The organism is Bifidobacterium cuniculi, assembly GCF_000741575.1.
GTDB lineage: Bacteria > Actinomycetota > Actinomycetes > Actinomycetales > Bifidobacteriaceae > Bifidobacterium > Bifidobacterium cuniculi.
In genome coordinates this window covers 94,091-113,596 of record NZ_JGYV01000001.1, presented here as the reverse complement: position 1 = coordinate 113,596, position 19,506 = coordinate 94,091, and the positions used below count along the sequence as shown (strand labels likewise).

Annotated in this window: 20 protein-coding genes and 1 pseudogene; 5 read left to right on the top strand and 16 right to left on the bottom strand. The window is 67.0% G+C overall.

The genetic code is table 11. The features are described from left to right. Window positions 1-29 precede the first annotated feature (29 nt). Entirely contained in the window at window positions 30-1,169 is a 1,140-nt protein-coding gene (locus tag BCUN_RS00505) for a glycerate kinase (protein WP_033514871.1), read from the bottom strand. A 48-nt stretch (window positions 1,170-1,217) separates the two neighbouring features. Continuing rightward, window positions 1,218-2,515 (bottom strand): annotated as a pseudogene (locus BCUN_RS00500) (GntP family permease). 314 nt (window positions 2,516-2,829) lie between these two features. Here BCUN_RS00500 and BCUN_RS00495 point away from each other — a divergent pair. Both BCUN_RS00495 and BCUN_RS00490 read left to right on the top strand, forming a co-directional pair. Next, the gene (locus tag BCUN_RS00495; protein ID WP_051920386.1) at window positions 2,830-3,960 is read left to right on the top strand and encodes a CdaR family transcriptional regulator; all 1,131 of its coding nucleotides are present in this window, start codon (window positions 2,830-2,832) and stop codon (window positions 3,958-3,960) included. 22 nt (window positions 3,961-3,982) lie between these two features. Continuing rightward, window positions 3,983-4,228: a DUF6725 family protein gene (locus BCUN_RS00490; protein ID WP_033514869.1), complete on the top strand. Its 246-nt coding sequence runs from the start codon at window positions 3,983-3,985 to the stop codon at window positions 4,226-4,228. Between the two features lie 13 nt (window positions 4,229-4,241). Here the strand turns inward: BCUN_RS00490 and BCUN_RS00485 are convergent, their stop codons facing one another. The 13 genes from BCUN_RS00485 to BCUN_RS12670 form a co-directional block, all read right to left on the bottom strand. Continuing rightward, window positions 4,242-5,282: a prephenate dehydrogenase gene (locus BCUN_RS00485; protein ID WP_051920625.1), complete on the bottom strand. Its 1,041-nt coding sequence runs from the start codon at window positions 5,280-5,282 to the stop codon at window positions 4,242-4,244. A 53-nt stretch (window positions 5,283-5,335) separates the two neighbouring features. Further along, the gene (locus BCUN_RS00480) at window positions 5,336-6,361 is read right to left on the bottom strand and encodes a prephenate dehydratase (RefSeq protein WP_033514915.1); all 1,026 of its coding nucleotides are present in this window, start codon (window positions 6,359-6,361) and stop codon (window positions 5,336-5,338) included. Continuing rightward, window positions 6,354-6,836 carry a hypothetical protein gene (locus BCUN_RS00475; protein ID WP_033514867.1) on the bottom strand — a complete coding sequence of 161 codons (483 nt, stop codon included), beginning with the start codon at window positions 6,834-6,836 and terminating at the stop codon, window positions 6,354-6,356. Before BCUN_RS00475 ends, BCUN_RS00480 begins: the two co-directional genes overlap by 8 nt. 91 nt (window positions 6,837-6,927) lie before the next feature. Next, window positions 6,928-8,856: a translational GTPase TypA gene (gene typA / locus BCUN_RS00470; protein WP_033514865.1), complete on the bottom strand. Its 1,929-nt coding sequence runs from the start codon at window positions 8,854-8,856 to the stop codon at window positions 6,928-6,930. Window positions 8,857-8,999: 143 nt separating this feature from the next. Then, window positions 9,000-10,352, bottom strand: coding sequence for an MFS transporter (locus tag BCUN_RS00465; protein WP_051920623.1), 1,353 nt, complete (start codon window positions 10,350-10,352; stop codon window positions 9,000-9,002). A 121-nt stretch (window positions 10,353-10,473) separates the two neighbouring features. Further along, complete coding sequence (locus BCUN_RS00460) at window positions 10,474-11,268, bottom strand: NUDIX hydrolase (RefSeq protein ID WP_033514861.1); 795 nt, start codon at window positions 11,266-11,268, stop codon at window positions 10,474-10,476. A 154-nt stretch (window positions 11,269-11,422) separates the two neighbouring features. Further along, window positions 11,423-12,262 carry a ParA family protein gene (locus tag BCUN_RS00455; RefSeq protein ID WP_033514859.1) on the bottom strand — a complete coding sequence of 280 codons (840 nt, stop codon included), beginning with the start codon at window positions 12,260-12,262 and terminating at the stop codon, window positions 11,423-11,425. Between the two features lie 116 nt (window positions 12,263-12,378). Then, on the bottom strand, window positions 12,379-13,302 hold the full coding sequence (gene xerD, locus BCUN_RS00450; RefSeq protein ID WP_033514857.1) for a site-specific tyrosine recombinase XerD: 924 nt from the start codon (window positions 13,300-13,302) through the stop codon (window positions 12,379-12,381). Between the two features lie 146 nt (window positions 13,303-13,448). Next, window positions 13,449-13,832, bottom strand: a complete 384-nt coding sequence (gene rplT, locus BCUN_RS00445) for a 50S ribosomal protein L20 (protein WP_033514855.1) — start codon at window positions 13,830-13,832, stop codon at window positions 13,449-13,451. A gap of 48 nt (window positions 13,833-13,880) precedes the next feature. After that, the gene (gene rpmI / locus BCUN_RS00440) at window positions 13,881-14,075 is read right to left on the bottom strand and encodes a 50S ribosomal protein L35 (protein ID WP_033514853.1); all 195 of its coding nucleotides are present in this window, start codon (window positions 14,073-14,075) and stop codon (window positions 13,881-13,883) included. 15 nt (window positions 14,076-14,090) lie between these two features. Beyond that, entirely contained in the window at window positions 14,091-14,786 is a 696-nt protein-coding gene (infC, locus tag BCUN_RS00435; RefSeq protein ID WP_033514851.1) for a translation initiation factor IF-3, read from the bottom strand. 253 nt (window positions 14,787-15,039) lie between these two features. Continuing rightward, window positions 15,040-15,201 (bottom strand): hypothetical protein, encoded by a 162-nt coding sequence (locus tag BCUN_RS12675; RefSeq protein WP_156100101.1) that lies wholly within the window; start codon window positions 15,199-15,201, stop codon window positions 15,040-15,042. Continuing rightward, window positions 15,164-15,676: a spermidine synthase family protein gene (locus tag BCUN_RS12670; protein WP_238552271.1), complete on the bottom strand. Its 513-nt coding sequence runs from the start codon at window positions 15,674-15,676 to the stop codon at window positions 15,164-15,166. The genes BCUN_RS12675 and BCUN_RS12670 overlap by 38 nt, the downstream gene beginning before the upstream one ends. 137 nt (window positions 15,677-15,813) lie before the next feature. On the opposite strand from BCUN_RS12670, the gene BCUN_RS00425 reads away from it, so the two are divergent. The 3 genes from BCUN_RS00425 to ybaK all read left to right on the top strand — a co-directional run bounded on the left by BCUN_RS00425 (window position 15,814) and on the right by ybaK (window position 18,416). Next, window positions 15,814-16,560, top strand: a complete 747-nt coding sequence (locus BCUN_RS00425; RefSeq protein ID WP_033514848.1) for a thiamine diphosphokinase — start codon at window positions 15,814-15,816, stop codon at window positions 16,558-16,560. A 193-nt stretch (window positions 16,561-16,753) separates the two neighbouring features. Continuing rightward, entirely contained in the window at window positions 16,754-17,812 is a 1,059-nt protein-coding gene (gene gap, locus BCUN_RS00420) for a type I glyceraldehyde-3-phosphate dehydrogenase (RefSeq protein WP_033514846.1), read from the top strand. 91 nt (window positions 17,813-17,903) lie between these two features. Next, window positions 17,904-18,416: a Cys-tRNA(Pro) deacylase gene (gene ybaK / locus BCUN_RS00415; protein WP_033514844.1), complete on the top strand. Its 513-nt coding sequence runs from the start codon at window positions 17,904-17,906 to the stop codon at window positions 18,414-18,416. 52 nt (window positions 18,417-18,468) lie between these two features. Here ybaK and BCUN_RS00410 read toward each other — a convergent pair whose 3' ends face one another. Continuing rightward, window positions 18,469-19,458, bottom strand: a complete 990-nt coding sequence (locus tag BCUN_RS00410) for a 4-hydroxy-3-methylbut-2-enyl diphosphate reductase (RefSeq protein ID WP_033514842.1) — start codon at window positions 19,456-19,458, stop codon at window positions 18,469-18,471. Window positions 19,459-19,506 lie beyond the last annotated feature (48 nt).

The window sequence follows — 19,506 nt, the reverse complement described above, 5'->3', positions numbered from 1 at the left end:
AGGGACGGGCGCCTTCGGCATATCCACGGTCAGGCGAAGGACGCCACGAGTCGCGCCACGTTCTCGGTGGTGCGTTCGAGGTTGTCCTCGGCATGGGCCAGCGCTTCCTTGAGGGTACATGATGCGGGCAGGATGCCGAAGATGGCGTCGATGCCATCGCCCAGCAGCTCGTAGGCGCCGTCACCCACACAGCCGGCGACGGCCACCACCGGGCAGCCGGACATGACCGACTTGATGGCGTGTGCCACGCCGATGGGGGTCTTGCCGTACCGCGTCTGCGCGTCGATGCGTCCCTCGCCGGTCAGGCACAGGTCGGCATCCTGAGCCAGGGTCTCCAGGCCCGTCGCCTCGATCACCAGGGAGATGCCGGACTGCATGCGCGCGCCGGTGAAGGCCAGGAAACCGGCACCCAGGCCGCCGGCGGCACCCGCGCCCGGCACGTGCTCCACGTCGCGCTCCAGATCCTGGCGGATGACCTGCGCATAGTGGCGCAACGCGGCGTCCAGCTGCTCGACCATGGCCTCGTCGGCGCCTTTCTGCGGGCCGAAGACCGCCGAGGCGCCGCGCTCGCCGGTAAGCGGGTTCGTCACGTCGGAGGCCAGCCGCAGGTCGGTCTGCGCCAGGCGCGGGTCGAGGCCCGAGATGTCCACGTGTGTCAGGGTGGCGAGGGTCGCGCCGCCGGGTGCGAGTTCCCGGCCGTCGTCGTCGAGCAGGCGCACGCCGAGGGCCTGTGCCATGCCGGCGCCGCCGTCGTTGGTCGCCGACCCGCCGAGTCCGACGATGAGGGAGGTGGCGCCATGGTCGAGCGCGTCGCGGATGAGCTCGCCGGTGCCGTAGGTGGTGGTGACGCGCGGGTCGCGCGTGGTCTCGTCGACATAGCCGATGCCGCTGGCGGCCGCCATCTCGATGACGGCAGTGCTGCCGTCGCCGAGCAGTCCGTAGGTGGCGTCCACGGGCGTGCCGAGCGGGCCGGTGACGGTGGCGGTCAGCAGTGTGCCGCCGGTGGCGTCGACGAGCGACTGGACGGTGCCTTCGCCGCCGTCGGCCATGGGGACGCACACGATCTCGGCGTCCGGCATGGCGCGGCGCACGCCTGCCGCCATGGCGTCGGCGGCCTCCTTGGCGGTCAGGCTGCCCTTGAACGAATCGGGTGCGATGACGATCTTCATGATGGCTCCTTAGAAGGTTTGGGAAGGGTGGGATGCAGGCGTGACGTACTACCAGACGATGGTGAGCAGGGTGGCGACGATGGTCATCGTCAGGCCCACGCATGCTTCGAAGGGCAGGACACGCATGCGCTCGCCGATGGTCATGTTCATGGACTTCGCGGTGACGTGGAAGTAGTTGCCCTGCGGCAACGCGTCGATGACGGTGGCGCCTGCCTGCATGGTGATGGCCGCGGCGACCGGCGCGGTGCCGAAGCTGAGGATGGTGTCGCCGAAGGACCCGGCGGCCAGGATGACGCCGGTGGAGGTGGAGGCGGTGGCAGCGGCCATGAGGATGCCGGAAATCGGGGCGAGCAGCGAACCGGGCACGCCGATGGCGTCGATGAGGTTGACGATCTGCTGGGGCAGGTCCGAGCTGGAGATGAGGCCGCCGATGGCGCCGGCGCCGATGAGGATCATGACGACGTCGATCATGCGGCCCATGCCGGCCTTGGTGTAGGCGAGCACCTTGCGTCCCTTGCCCATGGCGAGCATGCCGACGATGGCGGCGAAGGGCAGGATGTACATGGCGTCGATCTGGCAGCGTTCCAGCCAGCCGATGTGGGTGATCGAGCCGATGGGGCCGAGCATGAGCAGCACGACGGCCACGACCGGCGCCACGAGGGACTGTGCCAGTCCCGGCAAGTTGGTCTCCTCGAGTTCCTCGTGTTCCTGGCGGTCCATGTCCGCCATGGTCACGACGGTGCCGCGGTGCTTCAAGACGGTGGCGAGCAGCACGGCCATGGCCAGGCCGCACAGCGCTGGCACGAAGCTGCCGACCATGACGTCCGCCAGGTCCACCTTGAAGCCGCTGGCCGCGGCGATGGCGTTGGGGTTCGGGGAGATGATGTTGCCGGCCTTGCCGCCGCCCGAGAGCGCGACGAGCAGGGCGAGCTTGGAGATGTGCATCCTGGAGCCGACCTCGATGGCGATGGGCGCCACGATGAGCACGGCGACCGGGATGAACACGCCGATGGCGCAGATGATCATGGTCGCCAAGGCAGCGAGAAAATGGCGAGCCTCTCGCCCATCTTCTCGACGATGGCGCGCGAGATGCGTTCGGCTGCACCCGACTCCATCATGACGCCCGCCAGGACGCCGGCGGCGAGGACGCGCAGGACGGTGCCCATGACGCTCTGCGTGCCGGATACGAGGACGTTGACTGTGTCGGACAGGGACGCACCGCCCAGCAGGCATCCGACGACCGCACCGAGCATGAGCGCATAGGTGGTGTTGAGCTTCTTGAGTATCAGTACGATGGCGAGCGCCAGGCCGATCAGGGCCGCCCACCAGTGCAGTGTTCCGTCCATTGCGGGTCTCCTTGTTCCATCTCGGATGCGCGGCGGCGGTCCCGCCCCGGACCGCCGCTTCCTTGCGACGGCTCCGCGACTGGTCCACGGACCACGCCTGGCCATGGCGGGACGACGGCTGCCTTTGGCGCCGTCCCGGCCCGGTCGGCCATGCCGGGCTTCGTTGGACACCATTATGGAGCGCAATGGGCTTCCGGCGCCCTGTCCTCTGTCCCATGATTGATTCTGTGATACAGCTCACTTTTTGGTACGTGTACCAATCCGTGAAGTGAAGAATGCGCCGTTCCTTCGGATAGGAGCCCTACAATGGCCCCATGGAGATCGACCCGGGCATCGCCACCACCATCGTGGCCAACATCAAGGACGTGCTGCGCCACGAGATCAACCTGTTCGACACGCACGGGACCATCATCGCCAGCACGGATGCCTCACGCATCGGCACCGAACACGAGGCAGCACAGATCGCCGCCGCCACGAAGCGAACCGTATGCGTGGATGCCGAGCACCGGTACCGTGGGGCACGCGACGGCATCAACACGCCCGTCATCATCGACGGCGAGGTCGTGGCAGTCGTGGGCGTCACCGGCAGGCGCGAGGACGTCGAGTCGTACGGCAACGTGATCCGCAAGATGACGGAGATCCTCCTGCACGAGAACGTGGAACGCGCGGCACGGTACAACCGGCGCATCGCACAGGCGAATCTCGTCCACCAGCTCGTGGGACGTGACCGCGACCTCGAGATCATCCGTTACCTTGCCGCGGAACTCGCATGGGACGTGGACGGCACGCACCGCGTGGCCATCGGGGCCCTGGACATGGGGCACCTTCCCCTCCATGAGGCGGATGCGTCACGGTACACCTGGCCCCTGGATCGCGTGGAACATGCCCTGGTGACGGCAAGCGCCGATGAATGCTGCCTCATCCTCGACGACGCCGAGGCCGCCCGGACCCTGGAACAGGTACGCGACAGACTCGCCGTATGCGGCATCGGCGTACGCTTCGGCGTCAGCCGGGCCGCCGCGTCGCCCGGACTCCTGCCGGAATGCCATCGGCAGGCACGCCGTGCGCTCGACTGGCTGGCCTTCACGGACGACCGGCCCATCATGCGCGCGGAGGACCTGGACATGGGACTGATCGTCCCAGCCATGGACCGTACTGCGGCGCTTTCCTTCGTCGACCATGTCTTCGCCGGTCTCGACGACGTCCGCATCCGCACCCATCGGCGCACCTTCGACGCCTATACGCGGTTCAACGGCAGCATCACCCATGCGGCCGAGGCATTGTACATCCATAAGAACACGCTGCAGAACCATCTCAACGCCATCGCCCATGACACGGGATACAATCCACGTGTCCTGCGCGACTACTGCGTCCTGGACATGGCGTTCCGGCTCTACGACTACCTGCAGTCCACGGCGGCGGCCACCGCGCCGCTGCATGCGTGACCTGCACAGGAAGGACCTCCCCATGCATCTTCCGGACAGCATACCTACGGGCACACGCATCATGGTGCGCCTGTTCGACAGCCACGACCCCGTGACGGGGAGGCAATGTTACCGTGACCTCGTGGGCCATGTGCGCTCCTGGGACGGGACCGTCCTGTGCCTGACGCGGGATGCATCCGCCAACGGGTCCCGTCCCGCGCAGGTCGTCTCGGTGGAGGCAAGGGACATTGCCGTCCTCAAGCCGGTTCCCGAGCGTCCGTGGCGCTGAGGCACCGGAGAGCCTAGAGGATCATCTCGCGCCGCTCGGCCAGCGCATGGTGGCCGGACGTGAAGCGTACGATGTACTCCCCTCGCTGCGCGGAGCGCAGGAAGGATTCACGCCAGTGCACCGGATCGATGCGCAGGGAGGTGAACACCGTCTCCGTCTCGTCATGGCGGCCGCGCATCTTGGCCTTGAAATCGCGGTAAGGCTGTCCTTCCGTGAAGAAGGCGTGGATGGCGCTGGCGTCGTCCGCGTCCAACGCGTCCGCCATGGATTCCAGCCGCCTGGCCATCTGGCGCAGCAGTCCCGACACGTTCTCGGCGTTCTCCACCACCATGGCGCACGTCCGGTCCGGGTCGGTCAGGGCCACCCGGGTCATGTCGCGCCAGCAACCGGCGGAGAGTTCGGCCGCGATGTTGCGTTCGGGACTGACCGTCAACTGGTTGATCAGGGCGGTCGACACCACATGGGGCATGTGCGAGATCAGCGAGGTCGCGCAGTCATGGATCTCGTCATCGATGATGATGAGACCGTTCTGCAATCCCCGGGTGATCATGCCGGCGAGCTGCACGATGCGACGGTATTCGGTGTGCTCGTCGTAGGTGATGGCCCACAGGGCGTTGTCGAAGAGGCGCGCATTGGCCGCCTCCCATCCGGAATGCTCGTTGCCGGTCATCGGATGCGCCCCGACGTAGCAGTCCTGGAGGCCCGCCGCGTGGATCTGCTCACGCACCAGGCCCTTCACGCTGCCGACGTCCGTGAGGGTGGTGCGCGCCGGATTGATGATGGGGCTGATGACCTGCATGACCCTCGGCATCACCTTGAGGGGATTGCACAGTACGAGTACGTCGGGCTGGGCTTCGACGAGTTCCTCCAGGGTGTCCCTGCAATCGATGCCGGCCATCCGGGCCGCCGCATAGGGGTGGGGACGATGGTTCCAGGCGCTGACCCGGCATCCCGCAGCCTTGAGGCGCAATGCCAGGGAGCCACCGATCAGGCCGAGGCCCACGATGCCCACGTGGCGGGGGCACTCGATGCCTTCCGCGCCGATGACCGGCATCGTCGCCGTCACCTCCACGCCTTCCTCATTGCTCCCCATCGGGGTGTCCCGTGCTACCACAGCAGCTCCTTCCGGATCGTCTCTTCGTCGTCTTCCTTGCATCGTACGCCACCTTGCGGAAGCATCCATTCGTCTACCGGCGGATGCGGACGTTCGCGGCGTGGGTACGTGGCCAGGGTCCTCAGCCAGTCGCCATGCCCGGCGATCTCGTCCAGGGCGTCATGGAAGCGCGGTTCCCACGGTGCCGCGTCAAGGGTGGCGATGAAGCTGTAGGTGCCGTCGTGTCCCTTGATGGGCCTGGAGATGAAACTGGTCATGTTCAGCCCGGCGTCACGCATCACGTCGAGGAGGTTCGCCAGCACGCCGGGGCCCGTGACCAGCGGGATGACCGTCAGGATGGATTCGTATTCGGGCACGCCCGCCTGCCGGAAGCGTGCACACCAGGCGCGCACGTCGGCCCGGGATGCGATGGCCAGGAACTCGGTGCGTGCCCCCGGGTAGTCCTCGACATGGGAAGCAAGGCGCACCAGGCCATAGAGCGGACCGCAGATGGAGGGCCCCAGCGCCACCTGGGGGCCCTGCACGTCACGGCAGGCCGCCCCATTGGAATCGGCGGCCACCGCATGCAGCCCGTGCCGTTGCGCGAAGCCACGACATTGCGCCAGGCCGTGGGGATGCGCGGTGATGGTGGTGCAGGCGGCCAGGACCCGCGCATCGTTGGCGGCGGTGCGTTCGGAACCGCCGTAGCGTGCATAGGCGTCCGCACTGACGTAGGCGTCGAAGGACACCTCGACCCCTACGCGCAGGAAGGCCGCGGCATCGGCGGCGTCGATCATCATGTCGAGGTTGGGCACGACGTACCCCTCGACGTTGTTCTCCCATGCGAGGACACCCCAGCTGCCGTCCTCCTCGACGGCGCGCATGATGGCGGTCGCATCCCGGCAGGGCCGCAGTTCCATGTGGGGGCCGCCCGCCTCGCCGATGGCCTGTACCACCTGGCATGCCGCCTGGTGGGTGAAGGTGCCTTCAGGCCCCAGGAAGGCAAGCGTGCGGGGGCCGGCGTCGAGCAGCTCATCCATGGCGCACGTCCGCATCCACGTCCGTCGGAGGCAGGGCGCCTTGCGCGCGCAGGCGGAACCAGGCGCGAGGCAATGCCAGTTCGACCAGTTGGATGGCGAGCATACCGAACATCCACAGGTATCCGCTGTTCTGGCTGAGCCACGGCACTGCGTCGCCACGGAACCCGATGGGCACCATCGCATCCCCTCCCGGACCGGGCATCGCCATAAAGTACACGACCAGGGTCGACAGCGTCAGGTGCAACCCCAGACCCCCCGTGCCGCTGCGCGCCCGAGCGCACCATCCCGACAGGCCCACCAGGAGCCATGCCATGAGCATGCCGTACGGCCAGCCCTGGGCAGCCCCCATCCGGTGGGCCAGGGTGCCGAGCGCCCCCACGGCGACGGCGGCCGCGGCGGTGATGAGGTAACGAAGCCATGTGGCGCAGCGCCAGGAATATGGCACAGCGGGTCGGGTCCCTTGCAGTGTGGTCATGGCTCACAGTCTAGGCGGGCGGGGGTACCACCGCAATGGGAAGGCCACCGCCCCGTGCGGGCGGTGGCCTTCCCACGGGCCGCAAGCGGCCTTACTTCTGCGCGTTGTTGTTGGCGCGGCGCTGCTTGGCGCGCCACTTGTACCAATCCTCGCGGTTGAGGATGATCTTGCGGATGCGGATCGCCTCCGGGGTGACCTCCACGCACTCGTCCTCGTTCGCGAAGTCGAGGGACTCCTCGAGGCTCATCTTGATCGGCGGGGTGAGGGTCTCGAGCACGTCGGCAGTGGCGGAACGCATGTTCGTCATGTGCTTGGCGAGCGTGATGTTCACGTCCAGTTCCTCGGGCTTGTTGTTCACGCCCACGACCTGGCCCTCGTACACGGGCGACTGCGGCTCGACGAAGAAGTTGCCGCGTGCCTGCAGGCGCTGCATGGCGTACGGGGTGGCGGTACCCTGGCGGTCGGAGACCATGGAGCCGTTCTGGCGGGTCACGATCTGGCCGGCCCACGGCGCGTAGCCGGCGGACAGCGAGGAGGAGATGCCGGTGCCGCGGGTGGCGCTCAGCAGCGCGGTGCGGAAACCGATCAGGCCGCGCGACGGCACGGTGAACTGCAGGCGGATCCAGCCGGAGCCGTGGTTGGACATGGACTCCATGCGGCCCTTGCGGTCGGCCATGAGCTGGGTGACGGTGCCCATGTACTCCTCGGGCACGTCGATGGTGGTCGACTCCATCGGTTCGCACAGTTCGCCGTCGATGGTCCTGGTGACGACCTGCGGGCGGCCGACGGTCAGCTCGTAGCCTTCGCGGCGCATCTGTTCGGCAAGCACCGCCAGGGCGAGTTCGCCGCGGCCCTGGACCTCCCAGGCGTCCGGACGCTCGGTCGGCAGCACCTTGATGGACACGTTGCCGATGAGCTCGCGGTCGAGGCGGTCCTTGATCATGCGGGCGGTGAGCTTGTGGTCCTTGCCTTCGGTGCCGGCCAACGGGGAGTCGTTGGTGCCGAAGGTCATGGAGATGGCCGGCTCGTCCACGTGGATGAGCGGCAGCGGGCGCGGGTCGGACGGGTCGACGATGGTCTCGCCGATCATGATGTCGTTGACGCCGGCCACCGCGACGATGTCGCCGGGGCCCGCTGACTCGACGGGGATGCGCTCGAGGCCCTGTGTGCGCAGTAGCTCGGAGACGCGGAAGTTCTCGATGGAGCCGTCCACGCGGCTCAGGCCGTAGGTCTTGCCCTTCTCGAGGTTGCCGTTGTAGATGCGCACGAGGCCGAGGCGTCCGAGGAAGTCGGAGGAGTCGATGTTGGCGACGTGGGCCTGCAGCGGTGCCTCCGGGTCGTACTCGGGCGCGGGGATGTTCGTGATGATCGACTCGAAGAGCGGCTCGAGGTTGTCGTTGTCGGGCAGTGCACCGTCGGCCGGCTGGTCGGTCGAGGCATAGCCTGCCTTCGCGGCGCAGTAGATGACCGGCAGGTCGAGCAGCGAGTCGAGGTCGAGGTCGATGCCCTCCTCCATGACGTCCTGGGCCAGGCCCAGCAGCAGGTCGGAGGCTTCTCCCACCACTTCCTCGATGCGGGCGTCGGGACGGTCGACCTTGTTGACGCACAGGATGACCGGGAGCTTGGCCTCCAGGGCCTTGCGCAGCACGAAACGGGTCTGCGGCAGCGGACCTTCGGAGGCGTCCACCAGGAGCACCACGCCGTCGACCATGGAGATGCCGCGTTCCACCTCGCCGCCGAAGTCGGCGTGGCCGGGGGTGTCGATCACGTTGATGGTGATGCCCTCCGGGTGCCCGTACTTCTCGGCCAGCGGGCCGGTGTACTGCACGGCGGTGTTCTTGGCGAGGATGGTGATGCCCTTCTCGCGCTCGAGGTCGTTGGAGTCCATGACGCGGTCGGGGACTTCCTCACGTTCGTTGAACACGTGGGACTGCTGGAGCATCGCGTTGACCAGCGTGGTCTTGCCGTGGTCGACGTGTGCCACGATCGCTACATTTCGGATATCGCCGCGAACAGCCATGAATGTTTTCTCCTACATACACGCGGATTGTGTGCCGGAACCTTCTGCCGGCACCATACACAGGTGGCAGGGGCGGTCGCAGTGTTCACCGCCCATGCACAAACCGGCACAAGTGTACGCCTCATGGCTGACAGCGAAGGCCGTCAGTCGTCCAGCCGCTCCCCTGTCCGCTCCGGGAGGAACAGGGCGGCGATGCAGGCCAGGACGAAGGCTCCCGCGAAGACCAGGAAGGCCACGGACTTGCTGCCGCCGGACATCGACAGGAACCACGGCATGAGCAACGGGGCGATAATGGCCGCCACACGGCCGCAGGCCGCGGAGGCGCCGGCCGCGGCGCCGCGTAGCCGTGTCGGGTAGATCTCGGGGGTCACCGCGTAGAGCACGCCCCATGCACCGAGGTTGGAGGCGCTCAGTAGCATGCCGAAGCACAGCACCTGCGCCACGGTTGCCGACTGGGAGAACAGGAAGGCAGCCACCGCGGAGACCGCGAGGAAGGCACTGAGGGTGCGCCGCCTGCCCCAGCGCTCCACCAGCCACGCAGCCAGGAAGTAGCCGGGCAGCTGCGCCAGGGAGATCGCCAGGGTGTAGCCGAAGGACTTGGTCAGCGAGCCGAACTGGTCGGCCAGCAGGCTGGGCATCCAGGTGAAGGCGCCGTAGTAGGAGAAGTTCACGAAGAACCAGGTGGCCCAGATGGCGACGGTGGTGGCCAGGTACCTGCGGGAAAACAGCTCGCGGGTGCGGATGGCGGGAAGCGCCCGGGCGGGCGTACTGGGTACGGCCTTGACGCCGCCGGCCCGCTCGAAGTAGCGTACGGAATCCTCGGCCTCGGCGGTACGTCCCTGCGATTCGAGGAAACGCACCGACTCGGGCAGCTGCCGACGGGCCACGATGGCGTAGAGCAGCGGGATGGCACCGATCAACAGGGCCCAGCGCCATCCCCAGTCGCCGGTGTTCGGGATGACGAAATACCCGATGAGGGCGGCGAGGATCCAGCCGACCGCCCAGAAGGACTCCAGCAGCACCGTCATGCGGCCACGCTGCTTCGCCGGGGAGAACTCGGAGACCAGGGTGGAGGCCACCGGCAGTTCGGCCCCCAGTCCCAGGCCGATGACGAACCGGGCCGCCAGCAGCATGCCCAGGGTCCAGGAGAAGGCCATGGCGCCGTTGGCGATGCCGAACACGATCATGGTGGCCGTAAAGACGGTCTTGCGGCCCCAGCGGTCGGCGAACCATCCACCGAGGGCGGCGCCGATCGCCATGCCGATGAAACCGATGGACAGCACCCAGGACTGTTGCGTGGCGCCCAGGTCGAAATGCGGGTCCGCGGCGATGGCGGTGACCACGAAGGACACCAGGCCGACGTCCATGGCATCGAAGGCCCAACCGACCCCGGAAGCCATGAGCAGCTTGCGGTGCGCTTTGTTCAGGGGCAGGCGGTCGAGGCGCTCGTTGCGCGTCATGGTGGAGGGCTCCGCCGCGTCGAGCGGGGCGGGCATGGGGGCGCGGGATGGTGCCGCCCCCAGAGTGGTTTCCGTGGCCGTCATGACTTCCTTTCGGGGATGGATGTGTATATGGTTCTGGATGGCCTGCGATCGTGGACAGCCAGGGCTGGAGCACTCAGCGTGGCGACGTGGTCAGCGCCGCCAGGGCGTCGTCGCTGTCCGGACCGTCCTCGGTGAGGGGCATGGATTCGGAGATGTCCCAGCCATGCGGAAGACCTCCGGACACGGCATGCCGGTCGTCCTGGGCGCGGAACCGGTACAGCGCTGCCGGGCGGCGCACGCCTTCGCGCAAGAGCTGGCCCGTGTCCTCGAGACGTCCCGACGCCAGGCTCTTGCGCCGGAAATTCGCCAGGTCGACCGACGCGCCCAGGACGGCTTCGGTCACCCGGTGGAGCTGGCCGAGGGTGAAGGGCTCGCCGACCAGCTGGCGCACGACGTCCGGCGTATCCATGCGGTGGCGCAAACGCCAGAGGGCATACCGGACAATGCGGGCATGGTCGAAGGCGAGGTCGGGCAGTTCGTCCTCGGGGAACCAGTGCACGTTGTCCCGGGGCTGCAGGGCGCTGACGTCCGTCTGCCCCACCAGCGCCCAGTAGCAGATGGACACCATGGGGACGGCGCCGGCGGAACGCGTCGGGCCGCCGAAGGTGTAGAGCTGCTCAAGATAGGCCGGCCGCAGGTCGGTGGTGTCGGCCAGGGATTCCATGGCACAGTGCTCGAGGCTCCGGTCCGCGCGGACGGGACCGCCCGGCAGGGCCCATCGACCCCGGAACGGTTCGTTCACCCGCCTGACCAGCGGCAGCCAGAGCCTGCCGCGCTCCCCGGTGGACGGGTCGAGGGCAAGGATGACGGACGTGACACCGAGGTCCGGCTGTGCCGTGCGGCGTTCGCTGACATTGCCCTGGGTCATGATGGCTCCTCCTGCATGGATCGACAAGCCGAGCCTACCAACAATAGTCAACATGACTTTTATTCGGGTCCGCATGGCGGACAGCAGGAGGAAGGAAAGAAGAAGAGACGGGCGGGGCATGGCCACGCCATGCCCCGCCCGCAGTACGGGAGAATCAGGCGATGATGCCCTTGGCCACGAGTTCGCGCGCCACTTCGCGGTACTCGCGCGCGGTCTTGTGATTGTGGGCGTAGTACGTGATGGGGGCAGCCGCCACGTTGGCGTCTGGCAGCTTGATGGAGCGCGAGATGATGGAATGGAAGACCTTGTCCCCGAAGGCCTCGTAGATGCGCTGCACCACCTCGTCGCAGTGGAGGGTGTGGGTGTACATGGTGATCAGCACGCCGAAGATCTCCAGGCCGGGATTGATGCGGGCCTGGACCTTCTCGATGGACTGCATGAGCAGTGCCACGCCGCGCAGTGCAAAGAACTCGGCGGCCACGGGAATGATCACGCCGTCGGCCGCGGCCAAGGCGTTCACCGTGAGCAGGCCGAGCGACGGCTGGCAGTCGATGAGGATGGCGTCGTATTCATCCAGCACCGGGCGCAGCACGCCGGCCAGGATCTGCTCGCGGCCCACTTCGGTCACCAGCTGCACCTCGGCCGCGGAGAGGTCGATATTGGCGGGAATGATGTCCAGCCCCTCGAACTTGGTGTGCTGGATGATGTCGTGCACGTCGATGCCCGGATTGAACAGGGCCGTGTAGATGGTGTTGTCCAGCGCGTTGGCGTTGATGCCCAGACCCACCGTAGCCGCACCCTGCGGGTCGAAGTCCACGATGAGCACGCGCCGTCCGTACTCGCTCAGGGCGCCGGCGATGTTGATGGAACTGGTCGTCTTGCCCACGCCGCCCTTCTGGTTGCACATGGCGATGACGCGCGCCGGCCCGTGCTGCGCCAGCGGTTCGGGCACGGGGAAGGTCTCATACTCTCGTCCAAGCAAATCCGTAGGCATACCGCTCACTCTACCAGTTCATGCATTCATGCAAATACTCGACGGCACGGCGCCGTTCGCGCCGCACCTCCTTCTGACCGCTTTCCAGTGTACAGCGCGCACAGGCCTTGCATGCGTCATTTGGCGCGTGGATGAGCCGTGACGTAGGTTTCCATGAGGGCGTCGGGCGAAATGTGGGTGTATATCTGGGTCGTCTTCACCGAGGCATGCCCCAGCAGTTCCTGGACCGTGCGCACGTCCGCGCCGCCCTGGATGAGGTGCGTGGCGAAGGAATGGCGCAGCGTGTGCGGGTGGAGCGGATGGTGGATATGGGCCCGGCCGCCGGCACGCTTGATGATCTCCCATACGGATTGGCGCGACAGCCGCTTGCCGCGCATGTTGAGGAACAGGGCGCGTCGCTCGCGCACCTGCTTCGCCTTGCCCTCGAGGGGCGACCTGCCATAGGTGAGGTACTGCTCCAGCGCATGCTTCGCGAAGGAACCGAAGGGCACCAGCCGCTGCTTGCCACCCTTGCCCGTCAGGCGCACGACCTGCTCGTCGAAGTCGAGGTCGTCGATGTCGCAGTTGGCGGCCTCGCTGGCCCGGCAGCCCGTGGCATACATGAATTCCAGAAGCGCGCTGTCCCGCAGGCCCGCCAGGTCGTGCAGGTTGTCCGTCTCGCAGGCGTGCAGCAGCAGCGCCACCTCGTCGACATCCAGCACGTCGGGCAGGGATGCGCCGATGCGCGGGGATTTGACGGGCGCCGCCACGTCGTCCTGCACGAATCGCTCGGAGACCATGAAGCGGTGGAACATGTGGATGCTGGACAGGCGCCGCGAACGGGTGCCCGCGCTCTGGCCCTCCTCCCCCAGCACGCGCATGTAGGATTCGACATGGGAGGTGTGGATGTCCTGGGGGTCGGTGATCCCTTGGGAGGCCAGCCATGCCAAGTACCGATCGAGGTCGCTCTGGTAGGCGGCGATGGTGGAGGAGGACAATCCGCGTTCCACGTCGATGTGGGCCAGGAATCGCGCTTCGATCATGGGCAGGCTGTTCGTCATCGTGTACCTCCTCGCATGTTCATGGGCCGTCCGCGCCGCCAATACGCGCGAGACCCCGCCTCGATGGCGGGGTCTCGTCATATGCGCATGCCGATAGTATAGGTCGGCCCACGCCGGACGGCCAGCGACCGTGTCACTTCGTGGAATCAGGCGGCGACCGGGGCGTTGACATCCTCGGGCAGGGCGGCCTTGGCCTGATTCACGATCGTCTTGAAAGTGTCCGGGTCGTTCACGGCCAGCTCGGCGAGGGCACGGCGGTCCAGCTCGATGCCGGCCAGGCGCAGGCCCTGGATGAAGCGGTTGTAGGTGATGCCTTCGTTGCGCACCGCGATGTTGATGCGCTGAATCCACAGCTTGCGGAAGTCACCCTTACGGGCCTTGCGGTCGCGGTAGTTGTAGTTGAAGGAGTGGAGCAGCTGCTCCTTGGCCTTGCGGTACAGGCGGGAGCGCTGGCCGCGGTAGCCGGACGCCCGCTCGAGTACGGTACGACGCTTCTTGTGTGCGTTCACTGCGCGCTTGACACGTGCCATTGTTTGTTCCTCAGCTTTCTAACGATCTTGTGTTGCCCGGGATGCGGCTCAGCGGCCCAGCAGGCCACGCATCTTCTTGGACTGTGCGGTTGCGAGCACCTCGTCGCGCTTGAGGGCGCGGCGCTTGCGGGCGGACTTGTGCTCGAGGTTGTGGCGCATGCCACAGCCGGCGTGCATGATCTTGCCGGTGCCGGTCACGCGAGCACGCTTGGCTGCTGCGGTCTTTGTCTTCATCTTCGGCATTGCTGCTCTCCTTGGTTATTTCTTCGTTGCTGAAGTCTCGGTGTCGGCCTCGGCGATGGCCGCCTTGGCCTCGGCGGCCTCCTGGGCCTTCGCCTCCTGCTTGGCGGCGAGGCGGGCGGCCTGGCGTGCCTGTCGCTCGGCTCGCGACTCGGCGCCGCGGCGGCGCTGCTCGGACTGCGTGTGCACCTTCTTGCCCTTGGGAGCCAAGGTCATGATGATGTTGCGGCCCTCCTGCTTCGGCGCGGACTCGATGGCCCCGGATTCGGAAACCTCGTCGGCCAGTCGCTGCAGCAGCTCCACGCCGCCGATGGGGCGGGACTGCTCGCGGCCACGCAGCATGATGGTCACCTTGACCTTGTCACCGCCGTTAAGGAAGCGCTCGACGTGGCCCTTCTTGACTTCGAAGTCATGGTCGTCGATCTTCAGGCGGAAACGGATCTCCTTGATCTCCGCCGTGCTCTGGTTGCGGCGTGCCTCACGCTGCTTGATCTTCTCGTTGTACTTGAACTTGCCGTAGTCGATCAGCTTGGCTACCGGAGGCTTGGCGTTCGGTGCCACCTCGACGAGATCGAGGTTCGCTTCCTTCGCCAGGTTCAGTGCCACGGAAGTCGCGATGACTCCCACCTGTTCGCCATTCGGTCCGATAAGGCGCACCTGGGAGACGCGAATCTCGTCGTTGATGCGTGGTTCGTCGCTAATGATGACTCCAATCCTCGTATGGTCCGTGCGGTCCGCCTTGCTGGACTCAGGTCATGGATGGGTCAGGGCATGCCGTCGCTCGGCGCAGCCAAGGCGCCGGTTGCATCTTGTGCGCCCCTCAAGGGGCGTGGCCTCGGCGCATCGCGCCGTGCCGTGAGGCATCTGCCATGACCCGAAGCCATGAAGGGCTTCCAGGTGGGTTTCCCGCTTTCTTGATTTCTCAAGCCTCGGCAAGTATAGCACACCCCCGGACAAGGGCGAGCCGTCAGCGTACCGCACGCCGCAGCCCGGGGATGCCTTCCTCCTTGAGCAGCCGGCGGTACGGGCCTGCCTGTTCGGCGATGAGGCCGTCGATGGCATGGGTGCCGAGGATCTCCACCGGCGCCTTGTCATCCGTGAGGACGGTGTTGCGGGCGCTGGCCTGCACGGTCCGGAAGTCCGGGGGCGACCTGCCGTACCGTGCGGTCCAGCAACGTGCCGCCGCCCTCCATGCGCTCCAGTGCCTGCGCCATGGAGGGAATCCCCGGCCCTGCCTTCCTGGCGAACAGCTCGCGGTTGGTCGTGCCGGGCACGTCGGCGACGAGGATGACGAGGTACTTGCCCACCAACGGGACCAGGGCGATCCGGACGGCGACGACGAGGATGCGGCGGTACAGGCGGTCCGGGTCGGGGTCGCGGTCGGCCCACTTGCCGCCGAAGACAGCTCCGAGGGCGAGGGCGATCATGATGGTGCCGATGATGATGGCCCACACGATCTGCGAGCTGGAGAAGTAGGGTGCAAGCAGCCGCTGGGCGCCCAGCTCCGCCGCCATGACGGCCATGCCCGAGAAGAATTCGGTGACGTACAGGAACACCTTCGACCTGAGGATGGGACGCGTCGCGTGCGCTTCATGGACGTCCATGGGCTCTCCTTCATGCCTCGTTGCCGGCGCCCCGACTATAGCATCGCCCGGCCGGAGGGCGGAACCCGTGTCGCCATGACGGCTAGGATGGGCGCATCGGCATGATGACGGACGTACGGGCAGCCAAGGAGGATCGGATGGGACGGATGGACACGGCATGCGGCACCTGCGTGGTGTTCGCGGCCGGCGAGTACTACGGGGAGCAGGTCGACGTACCCGACGGCGCCCTGGTGATCGCGGCGGACGGCGGCTGGGACCATGCGGCGGAAGCCGGGGTCACGGTGGACCTGCTGGTGGGTGACTTCGACTCCGTGGAGCATGCACCGGCGCCCACGGACGGGGTGGAGACCCTGGTCCTGCCCGCGCAGAAGGACGATCCCGACCTGCTCACCGCGCTCAAGACGGGGTGGCTCAGGGGCGTCCGCACCTTCCACGTGTACGGCGCGCTGGGCGGCCGCGTGGACCACACCCTCTCGAACGTGCAGGTCGCGGCCCTGGTCTCCGCCCGCGGCGGCATCGCGTTCCTGCACGGCGACGGCCAGGTGGTCACGGCCGTGACCGACGGCGCGTTGCATTTCGCCGCCAACACGGTCCCCGACGGCACGCCCCTGTCCGTCTTCGCCCATTCGGACCGCGCCCGGGGCGTCAGCGAGCCGGGACTGCGCTACGAATTGCGCGATGCGACGATGACGAACCTGCAGGTCAACGGCCTGAGCAACGAGTTCATCGACGGGCATGCAGCCACGGTGAGCGTACGCGACGGCACCCTGGTCGTGGTCTTTCCCGCCGGGGCGCCCCTGCCGAGTCTGGAATCGTTCCACGCGTTCCACGGTGACCTGGGGGCGGTGAGCACCGAGGTCTCCGCCGTGCTGGTGCGCCGCTGACGGGCGACGCCGCGCAACGGAGAGCCACATTGGACAGTTCCCGGCCCTTCATTCGGATACTCTCGGCAGGGCGTGAACACCGCGCGTGCCGGTACAGCCGACGCACTAGGATGGCTTATGTTGATTTACAACAGGTCCTGTGCCCACAGAGCGATCAAAGGGCGCGGGGCTCGAATCCCTAAGGGAGTATTACATGACAGTTAAGATTGGTATCAACGGCTTCGGCCGCATCGGTCGTCTCGCGTTCCGTCGCATCTTCGAGCTGCAGCAGAAGGGCGGCCAGGCCGGCGACATCGAGGTTACCGCGATCAACGATCTGACCTCCCCGGCCGCGCTTGCCTACCTGCTCAAGTACGACAGCACCCACGGCGTGTTCAAGCACGTCGACGGTACGCCGGTCGACGTCAAGGCCACCGATACCGCCATCGTCGTCGATGGCAAGGAATACCCGGTCTACGCCGAGCGTGACGCCCGCGACCTCAAGTGGGTCGAGAACGACGGCGTCGAATTCGTGCTCGAGTGCACCGGCTTCTACACCTCCGCCGAGAAGAGCCAGGCCCACCTGGACGCCGGCGCCAAGAAGGTCCTCATCTCCGCCCCGGCCAAGGATGACACCACCCCGACCGTCGTGTTCGGCGTGAACGAGGACATCCTCAAGGCCGACGACAACATCGTCTCCGCCGGTTCCTGCACCACCAACTCCATGGCCGCCATGGTCAAGCTGCTCAACGACAAGTGGGGCATCAAGGCCGGCTTCATGACCACGGTGCACGCCTACACCGGCACCCAGATGATCCTCGACGGCCCGCGCGGCAACAAGACCGGCCGCGACCTGCGTGCCGCCGCCGTCAACACCATCCCGCACTCCACCGGTGCCGCCAAGGCCATCGGCAAGGTCGTGCCGGAGGTCAACGGCAAGCTGCAGGGCCACGCCCAGCGCGTGCAGGTGCCGGACGGCTCCATCACCGAGCTGACCACCGTCCTCGAGAAGCCCGCCACCATCGACGAGATCAACGCCGAGTTCAAGGCCGCCTTCGAGAACTGCGACTACTACGGCTACAACGATGACCAGATCGTGTCCGGCGACATCATCGGCGACACCCACGGCGGCGTCTTCGATCCGACCCAGACCGACGTCAACGAAGTGGACGGCACCACCATGGTCCGCACCGTTGCCTTCTACGACAACGAGTACGGCTTCACCTCCAACATGGTGCGTACCCTCATGTACTTCGCCGAGATCTCCGCGTGAACCGTTAGGTAAACGCCGATCCCACGGGGATGCCCCGGACCGCAGGGTCCGGGGCATCCCCTTTTTCGTCAGCGTGCCTATACTGGGCCCCATGGGCAAGCGCAGACACAGGGAACAGGCCGCGGCAACGCCGGCCATCCGCCAGCTGGAAGAGGCGGGCGTGGCCTTCACCATGCATGAATACGACCATGAGGAGACCGACGAGGGGTACGGCCTGGAGGCCGCCCGCAAGCTCGGCTTCGACGAACGCCAGGTGTTCAAGACCCTCATGGCGGACACGGGAGACGAGCGGGTCATCGGCGTAGTGCCGGTCAACGGGCACATGAGCCTCAAGGAACTCGCCCATGCCGTGGGTGCCAAGAAGGCGCAGATGGCCGACCCGAAGGTCGCCATGCGTGAATCGGGCTACGTGGTGGGCGGCATCTCGCCGCTGGGGCAGAAGACACGGCACCGCACCGTCCTGGACGAATCCGCCCTGGAGTTCGGCACCATCCTCGTGTCCGGCGGCAAGCGCGGCCTGAGCCTCGGGGTCGACCCGCGCGACCTGCTGGAAGTGCTCGGCGCCGCGACCGCGCCGATCGCCACGCGGAAGAAGTCCTACTGAGGCCTCCTTCCGCCCCCTCACCTGACATTCCCCGCAACAGATGCGGGGAATGTCAGACGGAGCGCCCCTGCCGCTTGCGCAGGGCGGCCGGAAGCACGAAGTGCATCTTCTCCTCCACGCCCTCCACGCTGTCCACCTCCAGGAACCCCAGATTCCTGAGCCGCGCCACCACGCCGGACACCAGTTCGTCCGGCACGCTCGCGCCCGAGGAGACGCCGACCGCCTCCACACCGTCGAACCACGCCGGATCCATCTCGTCCGCGTCATCCACGCGGTAGGCGCCACCGCGGCCCGCGAGCGCCTCGCGCGCCACCTCCATGAGCCTCACGGAATTCGAGGAGTTTGCCGACCCCACGATCACCACGCAGTCCGCGTATTCGGCCACCAGTTTGACGGCGGCCTGCCGGTTGGACGTGGCGTAGCAGATGTCGGAGCTGGGTGGCAGTTCGATCCACGGGAACCGTACCTGTAGCGCGGCGATGGTGTCGGCGGTCTCGTCGACGCTGAGCGTGGTCTGGGTGAGCAGCACCAGCTTGTCGGTCGGCGCGAAGTCGAGGCGTTCCACGTCGTCGGCGTGCTCGATGAGGTGGACGTGTTCCGGTGCCTCGCCCACCACGCCGACGGCTTCGTCATGGCCGCGGTGGCCGATGTAGACGATCTCGTAGCCCTCCCGCACGAAGCGCAGTACCTCGCGGTGCACCTTGCTCACCAGCGGGCAGGTGGCATCCACGATGGCCAGGCCGCGACGGTCGGCTTCACGCTGCACGCTCGGCGAGACGCCATGCGCGGAGAAGACGACCGGCACCTGCGCGGATCCGGCAGCCTGCGGTATCTCGTCGAGTTCCTCGACGAAGACCGCTCCCCTGGCGGCGAGCTGGTCGACCACGTGGCGGTTGTGCACGATCTGGCGGCGCACATATACCGGCGGCAGCCCGTCGGTGCGCGTCCCCGCGGTCCGCAGGATCGTGTCCACCGTCTGGATCGCCCGGTCCACTCCCGCGCAGAATCCCCGCGGATTCGCCAGTACGATGCGCTTGCCCATGCCGTCAGTCCTTCCTTCGCCCGCTCGTCGTCTTCCGGGCGTCCGTCA

Excerpts from the sequence above, each read along its gene's own strand:
- BCUN_RS00505 (WP_033514871.1), bottom strand. The coding sequence starts at position 1,169 with ATGAAGATCGTCATCGCACCCGATTCGTTCAAGGGCAGCCTGACCGCC.
- BCUN_RS00495 (WP_051920386.1), top strand. The coding sequence starts at position 2,830 with ATGGAGATCGACCCGGGCATCGCCACCACCATCGTGGCCAACATCAAG.
- BCUN_RS00490 (WP_033514869.1), top strand. The coding sequence starts at position 3,983 with ATGCATCTTCCGGACAGCATACCTACGGGCACACGCATCATGGTGCGC.
- BCUN_RS00485 (WP_051920625.1), bottom strand. The coding sequence starts at position 5,282 with ATGCCGGTCATCGGCGCGGAAGGCATCGAGTGCCCCCGCCACGTGGGC.
- BCUN_RS00480 (WP_033514915.1), bottom strand. The coding sequence starts at position 6,361 with ATGGATGAGCTGCTCGACGCCGGCCCCCGCACGCTTGCCTTCCTGGGG.
- BCUN_RS00475 (WP_033514867.1), bottom strand. The coding sequence starts at position 6,836 with ATGACCACACTGCAAGGGACCCGACCCGCTGTGCCATATTCCTGGCGC.
- typA (WP_033514865.1), bottom strand. The coding sequence starts at position 8,856 with ATGGCTGTTCGCGGCGATATCCGAAATGTAGCGATCGTGGCACACGTC.
- BCUN_RS00465 (WP_051920623.1), bottom strand. The coding sequence starts at position 10,352 with ATGCCCGCCCCGCTCGACGCGGCGGAGCCCTCCACCATGACGCGCAAC.
- BCUN_RS00460 (WP_033514861.1), bottom strand. The coding sequence starts at position 11,268 with ATGACCCAGGGCAATGTCAGCGAACGCCGCACGGCACAGCCGGACCTC.
- BCUN_RS00455 (WP_033514859.1), bottom strand. The coding sequence starts at position 12,262 with ATGCCTACGGATTTGCTTGGACGAGAGTATGAGACCTTCCCCGTGCCC.
- xerD (WP_033514857.1), bottom strand. The coding sequence starts at position 13,302 with ATGACGAACAGCCTGCCCATGATCGAAGCGCGATTCCTGGCCCACATC.
- rplT (WP_033514855.1), bottom strand. The coding sequence starts at position 13,832 with ATGGCACGTGTCAAGCGCGCAGTGAACGCACACAAGAAGCGTCGTACC.
- rpmI (WP_033514853.1), bottom strand. The coding sequence starts at position 14,075 with ATGCCGAAGATGAAGACAAAGACCGCAGCAGCCAAGCGTGCTCGCGTG.
- BCUN_RS12670 (WP_238552271.1), bottom strand. The coding sequence starts at position 15,676 with ATGGACGTCCATGAAGCGCACGCGACGCGTCCCATCCTCAGGTCGAAG.
- BCUN_RS00425 (WP_033514848.1), top strand. The coding sequence starts at position 15,814 with ATGGGACGGATGGACACGGCATGCGGCACCTGCGTGGTGTTCGCGGCC.
- gap (WP_033514846.1), top strand. The coding sequence starts at position 16,754 with ATGACAGTTAAGATTGGTATCAACGGCTTCGGCCGCATCGGTCGTCTC.
- ybaK (WP_033514844.1), top strand. The coding sequence starts at position 17,904 with ATGGGCAAGCGCAGACACAGGGAACAGGCCGCGGCAACGCCGGCCATC.
- BCUN_RS00410 (WP_033514842.1), bottom strand. The coding sequence starts at position 19,458 with ATGGGCAAGCGCATCGTACTGGCGAATCCGCGGGGATTCTGCGCGGGA.